Raw genomic sequence first — 17,846 nt, forward strand, 5'->3', positions numbered from 1 at the left:
TGGGTCCGGCTACTTCTTGGAGCTGCGCAGGTAGCGATAGAACTCCGAGTCGCTCCCGAGGAAGAGCGAGGTGGAGCGGTCCATCACCTGGGGGTAGGCCTCCAGCGTGCGCATGAACTGGTAGAACTCCGCGTCGCGACCGAAGGCGTCGGCGTAGATGCGCGTCGCCTCGGCGTCGGCCTTGCCGGTGATCTCCTGCGCCTTGCGGTAGGCCTCGGAGCGGATCTCCTTCAGGTCGCGCTCGCGCTGGCCGCGAATCTCCGCGGCGCGGCCCATGCCCTCCGAGCGTGAGCGCTCCGCGGTGCGCCGCCGCTCGGAAATCATGCGCTCGAAGACCTTCACCTGGACCTCGTCGACGTAGTTGATGCGACGAATCTGCACGTCGACCAGCTCCACGCCGAACTCCTTCACGATCTCCGCCGCGCGCAGGCGGATCTGCCGGGTGAGCTTGTCGCGGCCCTGGGCCACCTGCTCCTGCGACTCGCCGCGCTCCTCCTCGGTGGTGTACTCGTCGTCCTCGAACGGGCGGTTGGTGGAGCGCACCGCCTCAATCAGCGCGAAGGACGCGATGGTGTTGCGTGTCTCGCCGTCGATGATGTCGTCCAGCCGGGACTGCGCGTTGCGCTCGTCGCGCAGGCGCTGGAAGAAGCGCAGCGGGTCGACGATGCGCCAGCGGCCGAAGGTGTCCACCCAGATGTACTTCTTGTCCTTGGTGGGAATCTGGTTCGGGTCGCCGCGCCAGTCGAGCCAGCGCTTGTCGAAGCGGTTCACCGTGTCGACGAAGGGCTGCTTGAAGTGCAGGCCCGGCTCGGTGATGGACTGGCCGCGGGGCTGGCCGAAGCGGGTGATGACGGCCTGCTCGTGCTCGCTCAGGGTGTACGTGCTGGAGAAGCCCAGCACGATGGCGAGCACCGCGACGCCGAGGACAATCGTTGCCACGCGGCTCATCGCTGGGCCTCCGTCGTGTGCGCCGCGCCGGCGGCCGCGGAGTCCGGGCCGTCCATGCGCAACATGGGCGTGAGGCCCTTGAGGTTCTCGTCCATGACGACCTTCTGGCCGGTGCTGGTGAGCACCTGGCTCACGGTCTCCAGGTACATGCGGCGGCGGGTGACCTCGGGCGCCTTGCGGTACTCCTCGTAGACGCGGGTGAAGCGCTCGGCCTCGCCCTTGGCGCGGTTGACGCGCTCGATGGCGTAGCCCTCCGCGGAGCGCAGCGCCTCCTCGGCCTCGCCCTTGGCGCGCGGGATGGCGCGGTTGAGCTCGGCGAAGGCCTCGTTGATGGCGCGCTCCTTCTCCTGGATGGCCTGGTTGACCTCGTTGAAGGATGGCTTCACGGGGTCGGGCGGGTTGACGTCCTGGAGGACCACCTGCTGGATGTCCACGCCCGTCTCGTAGCGGTCCGCCAGGTCCTGGAGGAGCAGCTTGGACTGGGTGGCCACCGTCTGGCGGCCGGTGGTGAGGACCTCGTTGACGGAGTGGTCACCCACGACGGCGCGCATCGACGCCTCGGAGATGTCTCGCAGCATCCCCTCCACGTTCTTCACCTTGAAGAGGTACTTGTACGGGTCCTTGATCTTGTACTGGACGATCCACTCGACCACGGCGACGTTGAGGTCGCCGGTGAGCATCAGGGACTCGCGCTTCATGTCGGAGCCGCTGGCGGCGTAGGACGTGTTGCGCGCGCCCACGGACTCGGTGCGGAAGCCGAACTCCGCCTTGAGCTGGCGCTGCACCGGCACCTTGACGATGCGGTCGATGCCGTACGGCAGCCGGAAGTGCGGACCCGGCTCCACCGTGTCCACGAAACGCCCGAGCCGCAGGATGACGCCGACCTCGTCGGGCTCTACCTGCGCGTAGCTGGTGAACAGGCCCACCAGCAGGGCCAGGCCGACGCCACCGAAGAGCAGCCGGCGGCCCAAGCCTCGTTTGAGCTGCCTGCGCAGCTCATCCAGCACATCACCAGGATCCCGGCCATTCGGCTCGGGCTTCAATACGCGGGGGTCCCATGCCATCCTTCAGTCTTTGGACTACATAACATCCAGATGCAAGCGGGAACCCGGTCGCCGAGTGAAACAAGGGGCCACCTGGTTCCCTGGTGGCCCTCGTGAGATGGCGAGCACTCGGGGCCGGCCGTCCGGCTCACCGCGCGAGGCGAAGGCGCAGGGAGGGGGCGAGCTTGAGGGAGAAGACGCCGAGCACGCTCACGGCCTGGCTCGCGAGCATCACGAAGCCCAGGGTCGACAAGGTGGCGGAGTGGACGAGCATGAGGGCCACGCTCCCCAGGACCCAGGTGCCGTCCACCAGCAGGTGCACCAGGAGCATGCTCGTGGCGACGGGCGATTGGGTGGAGGCCCAGACGTTGATGCCGGCCCATGGCACCAGGAACACGCCCAGGCCGAAGAGGAAGGACGGCGGCAGCGTCCATCCCGCGAGCGTGGTGAGCGGGGTGGCGACGAACAGCAAGGTGACGCCCATGCTGAAGGCGGCGAAGGCATCCAGGCGATAGACGAGGCGGTCGTTCATGGGGAATCCTCGGGTGATGGGATGCCTCGAAGACTCGGTGTTGCCTCGACTGCCCCGCAATGACCTGGGAGGGAAGTGTGTGGCCACCTCGCGTGTGGGCGCGCGATGAAGCGGACCGCGCTCCGGGAGGTCGAGGTGTCGACCCGGCGTCCGCGCAAGGGTGTCCCGAAGCCCCGGAGCGAGCTGGGGGCGTTGCTCAAGGACTGGCGCGCGTCGCGGGGCAAGAGCCAGCTGGCGCTGTCGTTCGACGCGGAGGTGTCGCCCCGGCATCTGGCCTTCATCGAGTCGGGCCGGACGGAGCCCAGCCAGGACATGGTCCTGCGATTGGCGGAGGCCTTGGGCCTGGGCTTGCGTGAGCGCAACGCGCTGCTGGTCGCGGCGGGGTATGCGCCCCAGTTCGGTGAGAGTGATTGGAACAGTGAGGAGATGCGCGAGCTGCGACAGGCGGCGGCGCTGATTCTCGGCGCGCACGAGCCGCACCCGGCGCTGGCGCTGGACGCGGCGTCGACGGTGCTGGATGCGAACGCGGGGGCGCTGGCGATGATGGGGCTGGGGCGCGACGCGCTGGGGCGCACCAACCTGATGGACCTGGTCTTCGCGCCCGGGCGGGTCCGCTCCGCGATTGGGAACTGGCAGGACATCGCGGGCTACCTGCTCGGGCGGTTGAAGGAGAACGCGCGCCTGCGGGGGCCCGGGTCCGAGGTCGCGAACGTGCTGGCGCGAGTGCTCACGTACCCGGACGCGCGAGAGCTCCCCGCGAGGATGCCTGGCCGCTCCGCGGGCGTCCTGGTTCCGCTGACGTTCGTGGTCGATGGCGTCGCCACGCACTGGTTCACGACCGTGACGACCTTCGGGGCGCCGCTGCATGCCCTGGCGGAGGAGGTCACCATCGAGCAGTTCTACCCCCGCTGAGGTTCGGGGTGGGCGTGAGGGGTTGCGAGGTCTGCCTTCTGTCCTGGCGGCATTCTTCCAGTTGGGTGCTCTCGCGTGAGGGATTGGGCTTCTGTCCTCTCCAGGCAATGGCATAGGGTTGTCGCCAAACCCTGCTCGTGCAATCGGGAGGTACTGTCATGGACAGCGTGAAGTCCTACTCAGACTTCGAGAAGGAAGTGGACCCCCACGGGGATGCGCGGGCCGAACCGCTCATCATCCAGTTCGGCTTCCCGGGCAGCGGCTCCACGTTCGTCTGGCAGGTGCTCAACTCCATCCTGGGCAACGTGAAGAAGACCCACAAGTGTCCCCAGTTCCGGCCGGAGGACCGCGTGGTGGTCACGGTGCGGGACTTCCGAGACATCCTCTGTACCTACTTCAAGCGCGCCAACCTGCCCGTCACCAAGGCGAGCATCGACTTCCTGGTGAAGGAGCACGCGGAGGACAACTCCTCGTTCAGTGATTTGTACCGCGTCAGCGAGACGTGGGGTGACCGGAAGAACGTGCTCTGGCTGCGGTACGAGGACTTCTTCGGCAACTTCGACTACCTGTTCGGGCAGATCGAGAAGTTCTTCGGGATGAAGCTCACGGACGAGCAGAAGGCCCGTGCCCGCTCGAGCTACTCGTTGGAGGCGAACAAGGCGCGCTCGGAGCGCGTCGCCGTGGTCTGCCGGCAGGAGGGCGGGGCGGGGTGGATCGACGAGAAGTGGCAGGCCTACACCATCGACGGCATCAACGGGCTGCACGTCACGGGCGATGGCTCGGTGGGCAAGTGGCGGCAGATCATCCCGAAGGAGTGGCACGGCTACGTCAACGAGCTCCTGGCGGAGCCCCTGAAGCGCTACGGCTATCCGCTGGAGTCCTGAGGAGGGGTTCCCCGCATGAAGCTATCGGCTCGTGGTGAAGAGGTCCTGGCCGCCATCAACGACTCGGGCCTGAGCGTCGAGGAGAAGGCCGTGCTCGCGCGCGCGCTCCAGAAGAGCGTGGCGCGGGCGGGGCTTCTCCTCGGTCATCTCTCCTTCGGCGTGCGGGACATCGCGCGCGCCATCGCGTTCTACGACGCAGCGCTGGCGCCGCTGGGCTACACGCGGGTGTGGAGCTCGGAGCGCTCGGCGGGTTACGGCCCGGAGGGAGAGGGGGACACGCTGGCGCTGTTCCTGCGGCCGGAGGCCACGCCGCCCGGTGACGGCTTCCATCTGGCCTTCAATGCGCCGAGCCGGGAGGCCGTCGACGCCTTCCACGCCGCGTGCTTGAAGCACGGGGGCAAGGACCAGGGGGCTCCTGGCCTGCGTCCTCACTACAGCGACACGTATTACGCGGGCTTCGTGACGGACCCGGATGGGCACAAGCTGGAGGCCGTCCATCAGCTGGGATGAGCTTTCCGACGCGTGCGCGCTCGAGCGCCTCTTTGATGTCCTCGGACACGATGAGCGCGATGGTCCATCCCCATGTCCGGAACACCTTGGCGTCGCCCACTCTCGTGGGGTCGATTCGCATGCCCGCGACGCCCCGGCCAGCAGGACGACGCGGTACGCGCGCGTGCCGGACGCGGAGACGAAGAATCCCATCCATTAGGATCGACGCGTTCAGCAGGGCTTGCCCGAGGAGGGCAGGTGGAAGGCCGGCGCAGGATGCGCGCGGCCCTCCGGCGCGAGAAGGACCCGTTACCCGGGAGTGACGGGTCCACTTCGCGCTCTGCCTCACGGACGCTGCTGCGCGAGCATCCAGCTCAGCACCTTCGGCTCCTGGTAGACGCGGTCCCAGATGGAGTGGCCGCCATCATGGAAGAGGGTGAAGAGCACCGGCTTCGCGGGAGCATTGCCGCCGGCATCCTGCGCCGTCTGTCCGTCGACCCACTCCCACCGCGCGGGGCCCTGACGGAAGAACGCCGTCTGCGCGCGGCTGGGGTACGTGTACGTGTCCATGACCGTCCCCGTGGCGCCCATGGCCTGTCCCAGGCGCGTGAACCAGTCCCGCGTGCCCGTGTACGAGGCGGGGTCGTTGATGGCGTGCGAACCCCAGACCGCCAGGTTGGCGTTCACCATGGCCTGCGCGCGGGCGACGGAGGAGCCGTAGCCGCCGTTGCAGACCGGAATCGCGGCCGCCAGCTTCGCGGGGAAGGTGGACGCATAGGAGAACGTGCCCGCGCCGCCCATGCTCAGGCCCGTCAGGTACACGCGCTTCCTGTCCACCTTGTACGTCGACAGGATTCGCTCGATGAACGGGTCCAGGCTGTCGAGCGCCTCCTGGTCGTTCCAGAAGTTGGAGGTGCTCGTCTGGGGCGACACGAGGATGAAGGGATAGTCCTTCCCGTTCCTGTCGATGTACGACTGGAGCCCCATGTTGCGGACCCGGCCGAGCTGGGTCGGCCCGCCGTCTCCCCGCTCACCCGCGCCGTGCAGGAAGATGACGATGGGCCAGTTCGTGCCCGCGTCGTAGCCCGGCGGCAGGTACACGACGTGACCGTAGTTGCCCTGGAACACCCTCGTGGTGTCCTTGTAGATCTCCACGGTGGTCCCGCGTCCGTTCAGGGCGGGCTCCACCCGGACCTTCGTGCGGGAGCTCGCCGAGGCGCCCTGGTCATCCGTCACGCTCAGCTCGAACTCGTAGAGCCCCATCACCAGGCCGGAGGCCGTGGCGGACAGCGTGGTGGCGCTCGTCAGCGTCGCGGTGTTGGGACCGGAGACCTGTGTCCACTGCCGTGACACCACCGTCCCGTCCGGGTCGCTCGCCGTGCCCGTCAGCTGCGCCGACGACGTGGGCAGGATGAGCGTCTGGTCCAGGCCCGCGGAGGCGGTGGGCGGCACGTTGGCCGTCGTGCCCGCCGGGGTGCCGTAGACGACGATTTCGTTCGACGCGCCGTACATGCTGCGCGCGAAGTGGAGGTAGCGCGTGCGCTGGCCCACCGTCAGCCACTTCCACTGCTCCCACCCGTTGGTGGTGAGGGAGAGGGGCGTGGACCAGGCCCCCGGCGCCCCGACGCTGAAGAAGACGGTGCCGGAGTCATACGTGTCGAACACGCCGACCTCCGTCACGTCGTACAGCTGCCCCAGGTCGATGACGAAACCCATGGGGTACTGGTTCTCGTTGTAGACGACGTTGCCCCAGGTTGTCGCGGGCTTGAACGTCGAGCCCGCGCGCGGGTCCCCTATCAGGGCCTGCTCGTCATACAGGTTCTGATAGACGCCCAGCGTCGGACGGACGCCGTCGGGTTGGACGTTGGCGGGGTCGATGACCAGCTTCTGCCCCACCAGCGGCGACGTCACCGTGGAGAGGGATTGTTCGACGCCGTCCCCCTCCTGTTGTGCACCACAGCCGACCAGCATGCCCAGCGAGGCGAAGCCACACAGCCATGCTTCACGAAGCCGCGAACGAATCACGAAGGCCTCCTCATTCAGGATGGTGAGGAGGCCAAGGACAATCCAGATTAATCAGTGAAGTCCAGATTAATCATTTTCTGATGTTCCTGGGATGGGGTTGCCGTTGCAACCCGACTTCATTCCCGGGCTTCAGTCGTCGTCGTGGTCGTCGTCCTCGTCACCGTCCAGGTCGTCGTCGTCGAAGGCGTCGATGGAGCGGCGCAGGTTGTTCTCGATGGTGGAGCGGGCGGACGCGTCGCGCGGGTCCAGCCGCTGTCCATTGCCATCGACGAACCAGCCGGTCGGGTCGATGTTGAGCGTGATGTTGGGCTCCTGGCCCTCCTTCACCTCGAAGCGCGCCTCGCGCTCCTGCTCCAGGCGGACGCTGGAGACGAAGCTGAAGGGCTGCCCGTCGATGTGGCCATCGATGATGACCGAGGCGCCGAGCTCGGCGAGCTCCCGCAGGGGCGCGTCCTGGCCCGCCTGGGCGACGGTGACCTTGCCGATGTCGAACTCGATTTCATCGAAGATGCCGGGCGTCACCCGCAGGTTGCCCACGGGGACGATGCGGCCATTCAGGTCCTCCGCGGACAGGTCGATGAGGACGGGCCCCAGCCGCTGCTCGTCGTCATCGCGCGGGCGCAGCTGGTCATCGTCGTCGTCGTCCCGGTCATCGTCGCGATCATCGCCCTCGTACTCGAGCTCCAGCTCGCGCACGGACAGGCGCACCCGGTCCAGCGTGATGCCGGCGGCGGGCTCCTCTTGCTGAGCGCTCTTGCCGACGGCCTGGGCGCCACGCGCCGCGCCCACCCGGGTGCTCAGTCCGACCTTGACGCTGTCCTCATTGCCGCAAGCCGCGAGCAGCATGGCGGACACGCACAATCCGATGAATCGCATACCTTCCATCTCCTGGTATCGAGGGACCTGGCGAGCGGCGTCTCCGGCCTGCCGCCGCCCGAAAATCCCGGTCTGGAAATGAAGGAGCCTTGAGGCCCGAATCGGCCACATCACCTCGCCTGCATGAAGGGCGGCGTGGCCGAAACGGGGCCCGTGACTCCTTCCCATGAGACAGGTACTGACTGGGGAGACATGGTTTGTGCGCGTGCCTCGAGATGGGAGTGCCTCCGGTGGTCCGGAGCCCTCTTCGTGTGCTCCCAGGTGGACGCACGTGGGGATGCGTGGGGGATGGGCGGGGGAGAGCGGGCGTGACGGAGGAGGAGGTCGCCACCTGCATCCGGCGGGCAGCCGAGGGGGCTCAGGACGCGCACCGCGAGCTGTACCAGCGCTTCCATGGGGCCGTGCGCCGCGTGGCGCTGGGCTACTCGGCGCTGGGGCCCGCGGAGGTGGAGGACGTGGTCCAGGAGACCTTCGTCCGGGCCTTCCGCGAGCTGCCCCGGCTCCAGCACCCCCGCGCCTTCGGGAGCTGGTTGGTGACGATTGCCCGCCACCACGCGCAGTCGCTCAGCCGGGGCGCCCAGCTGCGAGGTCGCGCGGCGGAGGACCTGGCGCTGGAGCTGGAGTCGACCACGCCCGCGATTCCTCCGGCGCTGGAGCTGGAGCGGCGCGTGGCGGTGGTGCGCGAGTTGATTGAAGCGCTGCCCGAGGGCCCCGAGAAGGAGACGGTGCGCCTGTTCTATCTGGAGGGTGAGCTGAGCGCGCGGGAGATCGCCGAGCGCCTGGGGCTGGGCAAGAGCGCGGTGACGATGCGCCTGGAGCGCTTCCGCGCGCGGGTGAAGCGCCAGTTGCTGTCGCGGCTGTTGGCCGCGGGAGTGGGATGAGCCATGGGTGACGCGAGCAGGCACCTGGATGCGCACAGCTGGCGGGCGCTGCGGGACAAGTCCCCCGACGCGGTGGCGTACTTCGCCGACCACCTGTCGCGGCCCTGCGGCGAGTGCGAGGCGTTCCTCGAGAAGAACGACGACGCGTTCGGCCTGGAGGCGATGACGGACGAGGCGCTCGGGAGCCTGGCTCCTGTTCGCGAGGACGCGGTGGGCTGGGCCCGCTTGCGCAAGCGGCTCGGTCCGCCTCGGCGCCTGTGGCTCTCCGGCGCGGTGGCGGTGGCTGTCGCCGCCATGGTCACCTTCGCGTTCCATCCCGCGATGCTGACGGGCGGGCAGCCGGGCACCTCGGTGCGACTGAAGGGCGGCGCCGCGCTGTCGCTGGAGCTGACGGCGCTCGCCCGGATGCCGGATGGGAACCTGCGCCCGCTGACGGATGGAGCGCAGCTTCCTCCCGAGGCCGTGGTGCTGGTGCGCTATCGCGCGAGCGAGCTGGCGGACGCGCTGCTCGCGCTGGAGTCGCCCGACGGCTCCGTGCAGATGCTGGGCGCCTACGCGCTGGAGGCGGGGACGCATGACCTGCGCGAGGACGGTGAGCTGGCGGGCGTGTCCCTGGAGGGCGAGCAGGGCCCGAGGACCCTCGTGCTGGCCGCGTGGCCCCGGGGGGAGGGCTCCCGGGAGGCTCGTGACGCGGCGCTCGCGCGAGGACGGGTGCCGGAAGAGGCGACGCTGGCCCGGCTCGGGTTGCGGGTGACTCCGGAGGGCGCTCGCTGAGCGTGGGCCCTTGATTCGCTTCCGGCTCCAGTTCGTCTTCTGTCTCGTGCTCGTGGCGCTCTCGGCCTGCGGTGGCGCGCGGGACAAGGGGAAGGCGGTGAAGGTGCGCCTGGACCCGGCGCGCCTCGCCTCGGCGCACGAGGGGGAGCGCCACGCGCTGCTCATCGGCATCGACCAGTACGACGACGACTCCTGGAACGACCTGCGCTACCCGGGCAAGGACGCGGAGGACCTGGGGCGCGCGCTGGCGGACCCGAGGCGTGGAGGTTTCGCCTCGGTGACGGTGCTCAACCGTCCGGAGCAGACGACGCGCGCGGGAGTGCTGGAGGCGCTGCGGACGCTCCAGGCGCGCGCGTGGAATCCGAGGGACGTGGTGGTCGTCTACGTCTCCGGCCACGGCACGCTCGCGCGCGACACGCGGGGCGAGCTCCAGCGCTACCTGGTGATGCGCGACACGCGCTTCCGGGACGTGCAGGGCACGGGGCTGGAGATGGCGGTGCTGGAGCAGGCGCTGGAGCGGCTGGGCTCGCTGCGCCGGGTGCTGGTGCTGGCCACGTGTCACAGCGGCACGGGCAAGTCGCTGCTGCCGGAGTCGGTGCGCTCGGAGCTGGAGCGCACCAAGGCCGCGTTCCTCCCTCGCCCGTTGGAGGAGGACAGCCGCGCGTCGCTCGTCCTGTCCGCCAGTGATTGGGGCGAGGCGGCGCGCGAGGACGACGCGCTCGGCAATGACATCTACACCCACTTCTTCGTCCAGGCGCTCGACGGGCGCGCGGACCGCAACCGCGACGGCGCGGTGAGCGCCACCGAGGCGCACGACTGGGCGCGCCGCCACACGTGGACGTATACGCAGGGGCGCCAGCGCCCGAGCGTGCGGATGACGGAAGTGGGCGCGGACCCGGTGTTGCTCTCCGGCTCCCTGTCCCAGCCCGGCCAGCCGGAGGTGTTCTCCTACAGTCCTCGCCTGGAGGGCTTCACGCTCAAGGTGGATGGCGTGGACGCGGGGGAGCTGCCCGGCGGTGTGGCGCTCCCGGAGGGAAACCGCCGGCTGGGGCTGCACAAGGGCGGCGCGGTGTTGTGGGAGGACACGGTGGTGCTGCGTCCCGGGGAGCGTCGGGCGCTGGACTCGATGCTGCGCGAGCAGGCGGAGGGGCCTCGGCGCACCGTCTCGCTCGACATGGGCGTGCTGGGCTTCCTGGATGCCCGCAGCCGGCGCGAGGTCCTCCCGCGCACGTTGATGGCGGGCGCGGGCCTGCGGTGGCATGGGCTGCTGCTCGAGGAGCGGTTGGATGTGGGCGTGGACCTGGCCGTGGGGCAGGGGCGTCAGGCGCTCCAGTTGGAGCTGGGTGGGGCGGTGCCGGTGCGACACCGGGCGGTGATGTTGGGGCTGACGGTGGGGCCGTCGTGGGAGTGGGGGCGGCTGGGCGTGTCCACGGGGCCTCGTGTGGCCGCTCTGTGGATGGAGCGCTCCTTCCAGTTGGACCTGTTGAAACAGGATGAGCGCTACTTCACGGTATGGCCTGGCTGGATGGCGGGAGTGTCATGGAAGCTGGGGGCGCGGTGGGTGCTGGAGGCCAAGGGGCAGCTGCTCTGGGCCTATGTGCCCGTGGACGGACGCACTCGCGCGGTGGGCTTCGGTGGCTTGTGGCTGAGCGGAGGGTATCGCTTCTGATGCGTGCGCCTGGACAGCCGTGGCTCCTGTCGATGCTCGTCCTCCTGGGGGCCTGCGGCGGCTTCAACAATGGTCAGCTGGGGGAGGGCACCGTGCGCGGGCGCATCCTCGGCGCCGATGCCGACGTGGCGTGGGTGAGCGTGTTCGGCGAGTCCGAGCTGATGACCGGTGTGTCCTCGGACGGCCGCTTCGAGCTGGAGGGCGTGCCCGCCAGGACGGTGGAGCTGTTCGTGCTGGCGTCGCGCACGCACGCGGCCCGGGTGCGGGTGGTGCCGCAGGGGGCTCGCATCATCGACGTGGGAGACATCGACGCGCCGCCGGGCGCCTTCATCACCGTGCGGCTGCGGGGGCCTGACGGCAACGTGCCCGAGGAGGGGGAGGTGGAGGTGGATGGCACGCCCTTCGATGACCTGCCGGTGGACCCGTCGACGGGCGAGCTGCGCGTGGGGCCCCTGCCCGAGGGGTGCTACGAGCTGGAGGTCGACGCGAAGGAGCACGCGAAGAAGGAGGAGCAGGTCTGCGTCCGCGAGGGCGAGGAGCGCCTGCACGACGTCGTCCTGGAGAAGGCCGACGACGATGACGAGGAGGACGACGACTAGCGGACTTCAGACGCCGGTGACGCCCCGGATGAAGGCGAGCATCTGGTCGCACGTCGCATGCAGGTCCATCCGCTCCTCGGCCATGCGGCGGGCCTCGTGTCCCATGGTGCGCAAGGTGTCGGGGCTCGACACCAGCGAGTCGAGGGCCCTCGCGAGCGCCGGGTAGTCGCCCGCGGTGACCAGCCGCCCGTCCACGCCGTCCCGCACCAGCTCGCCCACGCCGCCCACGGGTGTGGCCACCACCGCGAGGCCCGCGGCCTTCGCCTCCGCGATGGCCCACGAGGACATGTCCGCCATCGTCGGCAGCACGAACAGGTCCGCCGCCTGCGCCAGCCCAATCAGCTCGGGCGAGTTGGGCCGGACGCCGGTGTGGACGCGGACGCCGGGCGGCGCCTCGAAGGTGTCGGACGTCACCAGGTCCAGCCGCCAGTTCCTCAGTCGCGTCTCCCGGGCCCAGCGCAGGAGCAGGTGCCCGCCCTTGCGGCCCAGGTCCCCTCCGACGAAGAGCAGCCGCACCACGCCGTCCTGTGCCTTGCGTTCGGGCGCCGGACGCCACAGCCGGGTGTCCACGCTCGGCCAGACCACGTGCACGCGGGCGCGTGGGACGCCGTACTCCTCCACCAGCGAGCGCTTGGTGAACTCCGAGAAGGACAGCATGCCCTTCGCGATGGAGTAGGTGCGGCGGTGCAGCGCGTTCTTCGCCTTGCCCACCCAGCCGGCGTGCTGCGAGCGCAGGCCGTAGTAGCGGAGATAGTCCTCCAGGCCGCTCGGCGTGGCGTCCGTGGAGACCACGCTGGGCACGCGCCCCATGAAGTCGTGCGCCAGGTGCGCCATGCGCTGCGTGTGGACCACGGCGGCCTGCACCGGGGCCCGCGCGAGCGCCTGATTCAACGCCGAGCGTGTCCTCAGCCCTCCGCGAAGCGACAGGCGCGAGCGCACCAGGGGCAGGCCCTCCCAGAGGTCGTCCGCGTGCTCGTCGATGGGCAGCCACACCGGCGTGATGTCGGTGCGCGCGGCCATGGCGCTCTTGAGGTTCTGCAGGAAGACGGCGTTGCCGAGCGTCGTCTCGATGGCGAAGGCAATGCGTGGAGGCGCCGACATCGCTTGCACGTCCGTCCGTCGCAGCTGGCGGCGACATGCCGCGCACGGCACCCACCTAACTTCAGTCCGTGGGCCTTGTTAAGGCCCATGAGCCTCCACGGCGCGGTTCTCAACGTGCGAGAAGATGCATGGTGGATGTGCCGACATCGTCACACCAACCTGAACCGTCCTTCAGTTATCGCCAGGCGCACGGCGGCCACCGTGGCGGCGGCATCCTGCTCGCTCGTGTCGAGCACATGACCCTCCGGGAGGGACGCGTCTCGGAAGCCGCGCCAGATGCCACGCAGCACGGCGGCGTCCGTCAGTGCGTCCGACGTGGTGCGCGCCTGGGCTCGCGCCACCGTCCGGGCCTCGTCCGGCAGGAGGATGACCAGCCGGAGGTCGAGTGGGTGTGTGCGCGCGGCGGCCAGCCAGGGCGCGAAGAACCAGGGGCCGATGACCCCATCGACCACCACCTCGTACCCGCCCGCGGCATAGGCCGTGGCGCTCGCGACCAGCGCGTTCATCACCGTGGTGTTCTGGTCATGGGCCTCGGTGCGCCAGGGTTCGAGGTAGCCCTGGCGCACGTAGGCATAGAAGTCATCCGAGGGAAGGTGGACCGCCCGCTCCTCGGGTGACTGCTCCGCCAGCCTCCGTGCCACGGTGGACTTTCCGACGCCCGACGGGCCGGAGACGAGGATGACACGCGGTGCGCTCATGTTGCCCAGCGTACCCCGGGGCCCCGGGCGAGGTGCTCCGGCTCACAACAACGGCGCGATGGTCAGCGTGGCGGGGCCGTCCAGGCGCGTCAGGCCGGACGGCGAGTTGCAGCCGTTCTCCAGGTCCTCGTTGAGGTAGGTGATGGTCTGGACGGCGCGGTTGCCGGCGAACTTGCCGGCGGTCACCGTGCCCGTCTGGACGAAGGCGAAGGTGGTGCTCTGCAGCGAGACCTTCACGGTGGTGAAGAGGACGGTGGAGGTCTCTCCGGTGTCCCACTGCAACGTGAGGGTGCTGCGGTAGGTGGAGAGGAAGTTGTCGCACGAGTTGCCGGGGAACAGGACCGGCCCCACGGACCAGGTCGCGGTGGTCACACGGGGGCCGAGCACGGTGGCGCACAGGCTGTAGGTCGTCTCTCCGGTGATGAGGACGTCCTGGGGCTCGTTCGTGAGCCCGGGGTTGAAGGTCACCGAGTTGGTCCCCGAGGGACAGCTCACCACCGCCGCTTGCGCGAAGGCTTGATGGGCGGGGAGCGCCGCCACCAGCAGTCCCAGCAGCCGCGCGAGCGCGCCCCATCGGTTCCAGGAAGATTCACGAGCAGGTCCGGACATGGCTCCTCCGACTTCCGCCGCCGACGTGGCGGCGATGGCGCGTACGGTGACCCGGATGCGGGGCGTCGCGGAACTGTACCCGGGTCCACGTCTGTCCTGGGATGCGGGCGCAATGTCTTGCGGGGAGTCCGTCGCCGCCCATGACGCAACCATGACTGACTCATGGAAAGGCAAACGCCCTGCCTCCGTCCGCGCCGCGTACCTTGCTTCGCGAGTGCTCGAGTCGTCGTTCCCCCAGTGGCTCCGTCGCGGGGCCAACGCGCGAGGAGGCGCGTTTCGAATCACCATGAACTTCACCCTCATTGGCTTGTGGGGCCACATGGGCCCCTTCGCGAAGCTCATCGTCATCGTGATGGGCGTGATGTCCGTGTTGTCATTGCTCATCCTCGTCGAGCGCGCGCTCGTCTTCCGGACCGCGCGTCGCAACTCGCGCAGGTTCGCCTCGGAGCTGGCCACGCTGCTCGCCAACGGGGACTTCGACACCGCCGCTCACGTCAAGCTGGGGCCCGACGTGGGCTACCTCGGCCGCACCATCCGCGCCGGCCTGACGGCCTATCGCACCGCCTCCGATGACGACCGCAACGAGGTCATGGAGTCCGTCGCCCGGAACCTGGAGCGGCAGGCGCAGCGCGAGGTGCAGGGCATGAAGCGTGGCCTGGGACAATTGGCGACGGTGGCCTCCACCGCGCCCTTCGTGGGGTTGCTCGGGACGACGATGGGCATCGTCACCGCGTTCCAGCAGATGGGCGAGGCGGGCGCGGGCGGCATCGGGAACATCTCCACCGGCATCTCCGAGGCGCTGGTGACGACGGCCTTCGGCCTGCTCGTCGCCATCCCCGCGGTCATGGGCTACAACTCCCTGCAGGGCTGGGTGGACGCGCGCGCCGTGGACCTCGCCGAGGCGAGCAACGAGTTCCTCGACGTCGTGGCCCGGGTCCTCAAGCGCTCCCGCGTCGCGGCGGGCTGAGCCGGGCGCCGCGCGCGGCCTTCCGAATCCTCCTGGAAAATACGGCCGGGAATATCCGGGCCCAGGCTCGTTCAGGTGCCGAGGCCGGGAAGCAGAAGCGCGACGCGCTCCTTCCCGTCTCCGGCGTGCCATTCGGGCACGCCCTCCTTCGAGGGGGACCTGGACCATGAAGATTCGGACTCAAAAGAAGCAGTGGCTGGCAGGCGCGCTCGCGGGCGCCCTGCTCGTGCCGGCGGCGGCGCTGGCGAACGAGACGCACGCCTACGGCATCGCCAACTTCGGCGGCTCCGGGCAGTGCTCGGGCTCGTCGCACTCGGTGCACACCCAGACGGCGTCGGCGTTCGCCAGCTACTTCACGTCGCTGCGCAACTCCGGCCTCTGGTCCGACGTGCGCACGCTCTCCAACATGAACGTGACGCGGGACCTCTGGACGGACCCGGCCAAGGGCGCGGTGGGCGAGTCCAACGACGCCGCCCTCAACGCGGGCGTGGACGACGCGGACGTCATCTTCATCCACACGCACGGCGGCCACGAGGTGTCCACGCCGCGCAGCTCGCTGGTCATGGGCAGCAACAGCCCCTCCTGCTCGGCGCTCACGGACAGCCACATGCGGCTGGGCAACGGCAAGCTGGACATCGCCGTCATCAAGGCCTGCCGGTCCGGCAACATCGAGGTCTGGGAGCGGGGTGGCTACCGCCAGCAACTGGTGACGGCCACCAGCGGCTTCAGCGTCTGGAATGCCTTCCACGGCGACTCGTCGTGCGGCGGCTTCGTGAAGGACTACCTCGAGGACTACCTGGAGGACTCCCGCAACGACGGCGTCGGTGAGAACTGGATTGATGAGGCCTACGACTGGGGCGTCATCTACGACGACTGCCCGGTCTCCATCGTCTTCGGAGACTCGAAGGCGAAGCGCAAGAGCATGTACGAGGCGGGTGGGTGGAGGGACCGCAAGAACACCGGCAGCAAGACGGGCTCCTCCTACTTCTACGTGAGCGGCTGCAACCCGGACAACGGTCGCAAGCTGCCCTGAGCCTTCCTCTCTCCACCCATCCATTCTTTTCGGACCTTGAAACCATGAAGACCCAACTCATCCGATTCCTGACCGCATTGCCTCTCACCGCGCTGCTCGGCTGCGACACCGCGGCGCCCCTGGCGGAGGAGGGCCAGGACACGGCGCCCGCGCAGGTGGCCCAGGCGGCGACCACCGTCAGCTTTGCCTTCGACTCCAGCGGCATCGCCGCGCTGCCCTCGGGCGCGCTTCCCACGCAGTTGCTGCCGGCCTCGGCCTTCAACGAGGCGATGGTCCAGCGCGGGCTCATCGGTACCTCCGAGTCCTTCACCGTCGCGGAGGAGCTGGGCACGCGCCGCGACCTGGAGTCGCCGTCCTGGCGGTTCGAGCGGGACATCTCGTCCGGCCGCGTGCTGGTGCTGAACAAGGTGGAGAGCGGCCCGGCGACGCCGCAGGAGCCCGGGGTGTTGCAGCGCAACGCCGTGGCGCGGCTGCAGCGCTGGGGCATCCCTTCTGGGGAGATTGGCGAGATTCGCCAGGTGCAGTCCTTCCTGCAGAACGAGGAGGTGGGCGAGGTCTCGCCCGCGGAGCTGCACCGCCACAAGACGTTCGTGCTGCGCGCCATCAATGGCATCCGCGTGCAAGGGCACCGCGCGGTGGTGACGCACGGCGTGGACGGTGGCTTCCAGCGCGCGCTCATCCGCTGGCCGGCGCTGGCGCGTGAGGGGCACCTGCTGCGCACCCGCCTGAGCACGGCGGAGATCGAGCGCAAGGCGACCGAGGCGCTCGTGGCCGAGGGCCTGACGACGGGCCGCGTGCGGCTCAGCTGGAAGTACGTGCCGCGCCAGCTCACCGACGGCACCTGGGCGCTGACGCTGCAGGTCAACGCCTCGCTGCCCTCCGTCAACACGGACACCCACACCGAGGAGCCTCGGGTGATTGACGTGGATGTGAACGCCGTCCCGTAGTCGCGGTGTGTCACCTGCTCGCCCCGGCCTCTTGTGGGCGGGGGAGGGTGGCAGGGTGGCGGCTTCGCTTCCCGCCGCCTCCAGTTGAAAGGGCTCGTCATCCTCAGGGGGGCGAGCCTCTTCGCCCACGCCGAGTTGGTGGAAGCGCTTCGTGCTCACGCCGTGGCGAGTGGCCCGGCCGGTCTGCTCCCTGCGGGTCTTGCAGGTTTTGAGTTGCAGTAGGGCGCTACACGGAGGCCCAGCTTCCAGACGGCTGGACTATTCCAGTGTGCGTTCTCCTTGCCGATAGGGATTCGAGCATTTTGGACCTGTCACGTCGTTCAGATGTGGAAGGGCTGGTAGTAGCTTGAGTCTGCCTTTGCGCGACCCCTGTTGCGCTGGCACTCGGAGCGTCCTGCCCATGTCCAATCCGTCTGACTCTCGGCCTGCCGGGAGCGCTGTCCCATGTCGCCCGAGCATCGCGCGCGTCCATGGCCTCTTCGAGTCGGAGATGGGCCTGCGTGTGACGATGGAGAGCGTCGCAGGGTTGCCGCTCAACACCCTGCTGTCCGTTGCCCAGGCGCGTGACCGCGGCTTCTCCGAGGCGCTCATCCTCTACGGGAACGCGGAGGTCGCGGTGGCCTTGGCCTGCGTGCATGCGCGCATGGGCGACGCGAGCTTCGCAATCGGCATCGTCAACCCGGTGGCAACGGAGCCCGGTGCAGCTCCGCGCCGTCGCACGTTGACGAAGCCGCTGACCGCGTAGCGGCGGCACCCCGTTCCCTTCACCACCACGGAGCCACCATCGGCGCGGCGCGAGTCGCTCCAGCCGACCGGGAGGCGTGTGTTCTTCGTGCCTCATCCCGGGGCACGCACAGGA

The 17,846-nt window shown here is 69.2% G+C and carries 19 protein-coding genes; 11 read left to right on the forward strand and 8 right to left on the reverse strand.

Annotated elements, in window-relative coordinates; all coding sequences use genetic code 11:
• Positions 1–9: 9 nt before the first annotated feature.
• The 3 genes from hflC to OWM54_RS28335 form a co-directional block, all read right to left on the reverse strand.
• Complete coding sequence (gene hflC, locus OWM54_RS28325) at positions 10–948, reverse strand: protease modulator HflC (RefSeq protein WP_248546311.1); 939 nt, start codon at positions 946–948, stop codon at positions 10–12.
• Positions 945–2,012: an FtsH protease activity modulator HflK gene (gene hflK, locus OWM54_RS28330; protein WP_223747224.1), complete on the reverse strand. Its 1,068-nt coding sequence runs from the start codon at positions 2,010–2,012 to the stop codon at positions 945–947. Before hflK ends, hflC begins: the two co-directional genes overlap by 4 nt.
• Positions 2,013–2,139: 127 nt before the next feature.
• Positions 2,140–2,523 carry a hypothetical protein gene (locus OWM54_RS28335; RefSeq protein WP_223747225.1) on the reverse strand — a complete coding sequence of 128 codons (384 nt, stop codon included), beginning with the start codon at positions 2,521–2,523 and terminating at the stop codon, positions 2,140–2,142.
• A 135-nt stretch (positions 2,524–2,658) separates the two neighbouring features.
• Between OWM54_RS28335 and OWM54_RS28340 the strand changes: the two genes are divergently transcribed.
• The 3 genes from OWM54_RS28340 to OWM54_RS28350 all read left to right on the forward strand — a co-directional run bounded on the left by OWM54_RS28340 (position 2,659) and on the right by OWM54_RS28350 (position 4,829).
• Positions 2,659–3,435 (forward strand): helix-turn-helix domain-containing protein, encoded by a 777-nt coding sequence (locus OWM54_RS28340; RefSeq protein ID WP_267699536.1) that lies wholly within the window; start codon positions 2,659–2,661, stop codon positions 3,433–3,435.
• 158 nt (positions 3,436–3,593) lie between these two features.
• Entirely contained in the window at positions 3,594–4,319 is a 726-nt protein-coding gene (locus OWM54_RS28345; RefSeq protein WP_223747227.1) for a sulfotransferase domain-containing protein, read from the forward strand.
• Between the two features lie 15 nt (positions 4,320–4,334).
• A complete protein-coding gene (locus OWM54_RS28350; RefSeq protein ID WP_223781490.1) occupies positions 4,335–4,829 on the forward strand; it encodes a VOC family protein in 495 nt (164 codons plus the stop codon).
• 324 nt (positions 4,830–5,153) lie between these two features.
• Here OWM54_RS28350 and OWM54_RS28355 read toward each other — a convergent pair whose 3' ends face one another.
• Positions 5,154–6,833 (reverse strand): PKD domain-containing protein, encoded by a 1,680-nt coding sequence (locus OWM54_RS28355; protein ID WP_267699537.1) that lies wholly within the window; start codon positions 6,831–6,833, stop codon positions 5,154–5,156.
• A 129-nt stretch (positions 6,834–6,962) separates the two neighbouring features.
• Entirely contained in the window at positions 6,963–7,709 is a 747-nt protein-coding gene (locus tag OWM54_RS28360) for a hypothetical protein (protein WP_223747230.1), read from the reverse strand.
• A gap of 308 nt (positions 7,710–8,017) precedes the next feature.
• Here OWM54_RS28360 and OWM54_RS28365 point away from each other — a divergent pair, with 308 nt between their 5' ends.
• From OWM54_RS28365 to OWM54_RS28380, 4 genes are read left to right on the forward strand one after another with little or no spacing between them, the layout of a single operon-like run.
• Positions 8,018–8,590: an RNA polymerase sigma factor gene (locus OWM54_RS28365; RefSeq protein ID WP_141333301.1), complete on the forward strand. Its 573-nt coding sequence runs from the start codon at positions 8,018–8,020 to the stop codon at positions 8,588–8,590.
• Positions 8,591–8,593: 3 nt separating this feature from the next.
• The gene (locus tag OWM54_RS28370) at positions 8,594–9,364 is read left to right on the forward strand and encodes a hypothetical protein (protein WP_223747231.1); all 771 of its coding nucleotides are present in this window, start codon (positions 8,594–8,596) and stop codon (positions 9,362–9,364) included.
• Between the two features lie 10 nt (positions 9,365–9,374).
• Positions 9,375–11,033: a caspase family protein gene (locus OWM54_RS28375; RefSeq protein ID WP_267699538.1), complete on the forward strand. Its 1,659-nt coding sequence runs from the start codon at positions 9,375–9,377 to the stop codon at positions 11,031–11,033.
• Positions 11,033–11,632 carry a carboxypeptidase regulatory-like domain-containing protein gene (locus OWM54_RS28380; protein WP_223747233.1) on the forward strand — a complete coding sequence of 200 codons (600 nt, stop codon included), beginning with the start codon at positions 11,033–11,035 and terminating at the stop codon, positions 11,630–11,632. The genes OWM54_RS28375 and OWM54_RS28380 overlap by 1 nt, the downstream gene beginning before the upstream one ends.
• Before the next feature lie 6 nt (positions 11,633–11,638).
• On the opposite strand, the gene OWM54_RS28385 is transcribed toward OWM54_RS28380, so the two are convergent.
• From OWM54_RS28385 to OWM54_RS28395, 3 genes are all read right to left on the reverse strand, one after another.
• The gene (locus OWM54_RS28385) at positions 11,639–12,733 is read right to left on the reverse strand and encodes a glycosyltransferase family 4 protein (protein WP_267699539.1); all 1,095 of its coding nucleotides are present in this window, start codon (positions 12,731–12,733) and stop codon (positions 11,639–11,641) included.
• A gap of 149 nt (positions 12,734–12,882) precedes the next feature.
• Entirely contained in the window at positions 12,883–13,431 is a 549-nt protein-coding gene (locus OWM54_RS28390) for an AAA family ATPase (RefSeq protein ID WP_267699540.1), read from the reverse strand.
• A gap of 42 nt (positions 13,432–13,473) precedes the next feature.
• Positions 13,474–14,040, reverse strand: coding sequence for a hypothetical protein (locus tag OWM54_RS28395; RefSeq protein WP_223781496.1), 567 nt, complete (start codon positions 14,038–14,040; stop codon positions 13,474–13,476).
• 286 nt (positions 14,041–14,326) lie between these two features.
• On the opposite strand from OWM54_RS28395, the gene OWM54_RS28400 reads away from it, so the two are divergent.
• The 4 genes from OWM54_RS28400 to OWM54_RS28415 all read left to right on the forward strand — a co-directional run bounded on the left by OWM54_RS28400 (position 14,327) and on the right by OWM54_RS28415 (position 17,732).
• On the forward strand, positions 14,327–15,007 hold the full coding sequence (locus OWM54_RS28400) for a MotA/TolQ/ExbB proton channel family protein (protein ID WP_223747237.1): 681 nt from the start codon (positions 14,327–14,329) through the stop codon (positions 15,005–15,007).
• A gap of 166 nt (positions 15,008–15,173) precedes the next feature.
• The gene (locus OWM54_RS28405) at positions 15,174–16,040 is read left to right on the forward strand and encodes a DUF6345 domain-containing protein (RefSeq protein WP_223781497.1); all 867 of its coding nucleotides are present in this window, start codon (positions 15,174–15,176) and stop codon (positions 16,038–16,040) included.
• Between the two features lie 44 nt (positions 16,041–16,084).
• A complete protein-coding gene (locus OWM54_RS28410) occupies positions 16,085–16,987 on the forward strand; it encodes a hypothetical protein (protein WP_141332606.1) in 903 nt (300 codons plus the stop codon).
• A gap of 490 nt (positions 16,988–17,477) precedes the next feature.
• Entirely contained in the window at positions 17,478–17,732 is a 255-nt protein-coding gene (locus OWM54_RS28415; protein WP_267699541.1) for a hypothetical protein, read from the forward strand.
• Positions 17,733–17,846: the final 114 nt, after the last annotated feature.

Source organism: Myxococcus sp. MISCRS1 (genome assembly GCF_026626605.1).
In the GTDB taxonomy this organism is placed as follows: domain Bacteria; phylum Myxococcota; class Myxococcia; order Myxococcales; family Myxococcaceae; genus Myxococcus; species Myxococcus fulvus.

Bases quoted from the DNA above. Each gene is read 5' to 3' on its own strand.
- OWM54_RS28370 (WP_223747231.1), top strand. From the start codon at position 8,594: ATGGGTGACGCGAGCAGGCACCTGGATGCGCACAGCTGGCGGGCGCTG.
- OWM54_RS28410 (WP_141332606.1), top strand. From the start codon at position 16,085: ATGAAGACCCAACTCATCCGATTCCTGACCGCATTGCCTCTCACCGCG.
- OWM54_RS28345 (WP_223747227.1), top strand. From the start codon at position 3,594: ATGGACAGCGTGAAGTCCTACTCAGACTTCGAGAAGGAAGTGGACCCC.
- OWM54_RS28380 (WP_223747233.1), top strand. From the start codon at position 11,033: ATGCGTGCGCCTGGACAGCCGTGGCTCCTGTCGATGCTCGTCCTCCTG.
- OWM54_RS28400 (WP_223747237.1), top strand. From the start codon at position 14,327: ATGAACTTCACCCTCATTGGCTTGTGGGGCCACATGGGCCCCTTCGCG.
- OWM54_RS28360 (WP_223747230.1), bottom strand. From the start codon at position 7,709: ATGCGATTCATCGGATTGTGCGTGTCCGCCATGCTGCTCGCGGCTTGC.
- OWM54_RS28390 (WP_267699540.1), bottom strand. From the start codon at position 13,431: ATGAGCGCACCGCGTGTCATCCTCGTCTCCGGCCCGTCGGGCGTCGGA.
- OWM54_RS28385 (WP_267699539.1), bottom strand. From the start codon at position 12,733: ATGTCGGCGCCTCCACGCATTGCCTTCGCCATCGAGACGACGCTCGGC.
- hflK (WP_223747224.1), bottom strand. From the start codon at position 2,012: ATGGCATGGGACCCCCGCGTATTGAAGCCCGAGCCGAATGGCCGGGAT.
- OWM54_RS28405 (WP_223781497.1), top strand. From the start codon at position 15,174: ATGAAGATTCGGACTCAAAAGAAGCAGTGGCTGGCAGGCGCGCTCGCG.
- OWM54_RS28350 (WP_223781490.1), top strand. From the start codon at position 4,335: ATGAAGCTATCGGCTCGTGGTGAAGAGGTCCTGGCCGCCATCAACGAC.
- OWM54_RS28415 (WP_267699541.1), top strand. From the start codon at position 17,478: ATGGGCCTGCGTGTGACGATGGAGAGCGTCGCAGGGTTGCCGCTCAAC.
- hflC (WP_248546311.1), bottom strand. From the start codon at position 948: ATGAGCCGCGTGGCAACGATTGTCCTCGGCGTCGCGGTGCTCGCCATC.
- OWM54_RS28335 (WP_223747225.1), bottom strand. From the start codon at position 2,523: ATGAACGACCGCCTCGTCTATCGCCTGGATGCCTTCGCCGCCTTCAGC.
- OWM54_RS28395 (WP_223781496.1), bottom strand. From the start codon at position 14,040: ATGTCCGGACCTGCTCGTGAATCTTCCTGGAACCGATGGGGCGCGCTC.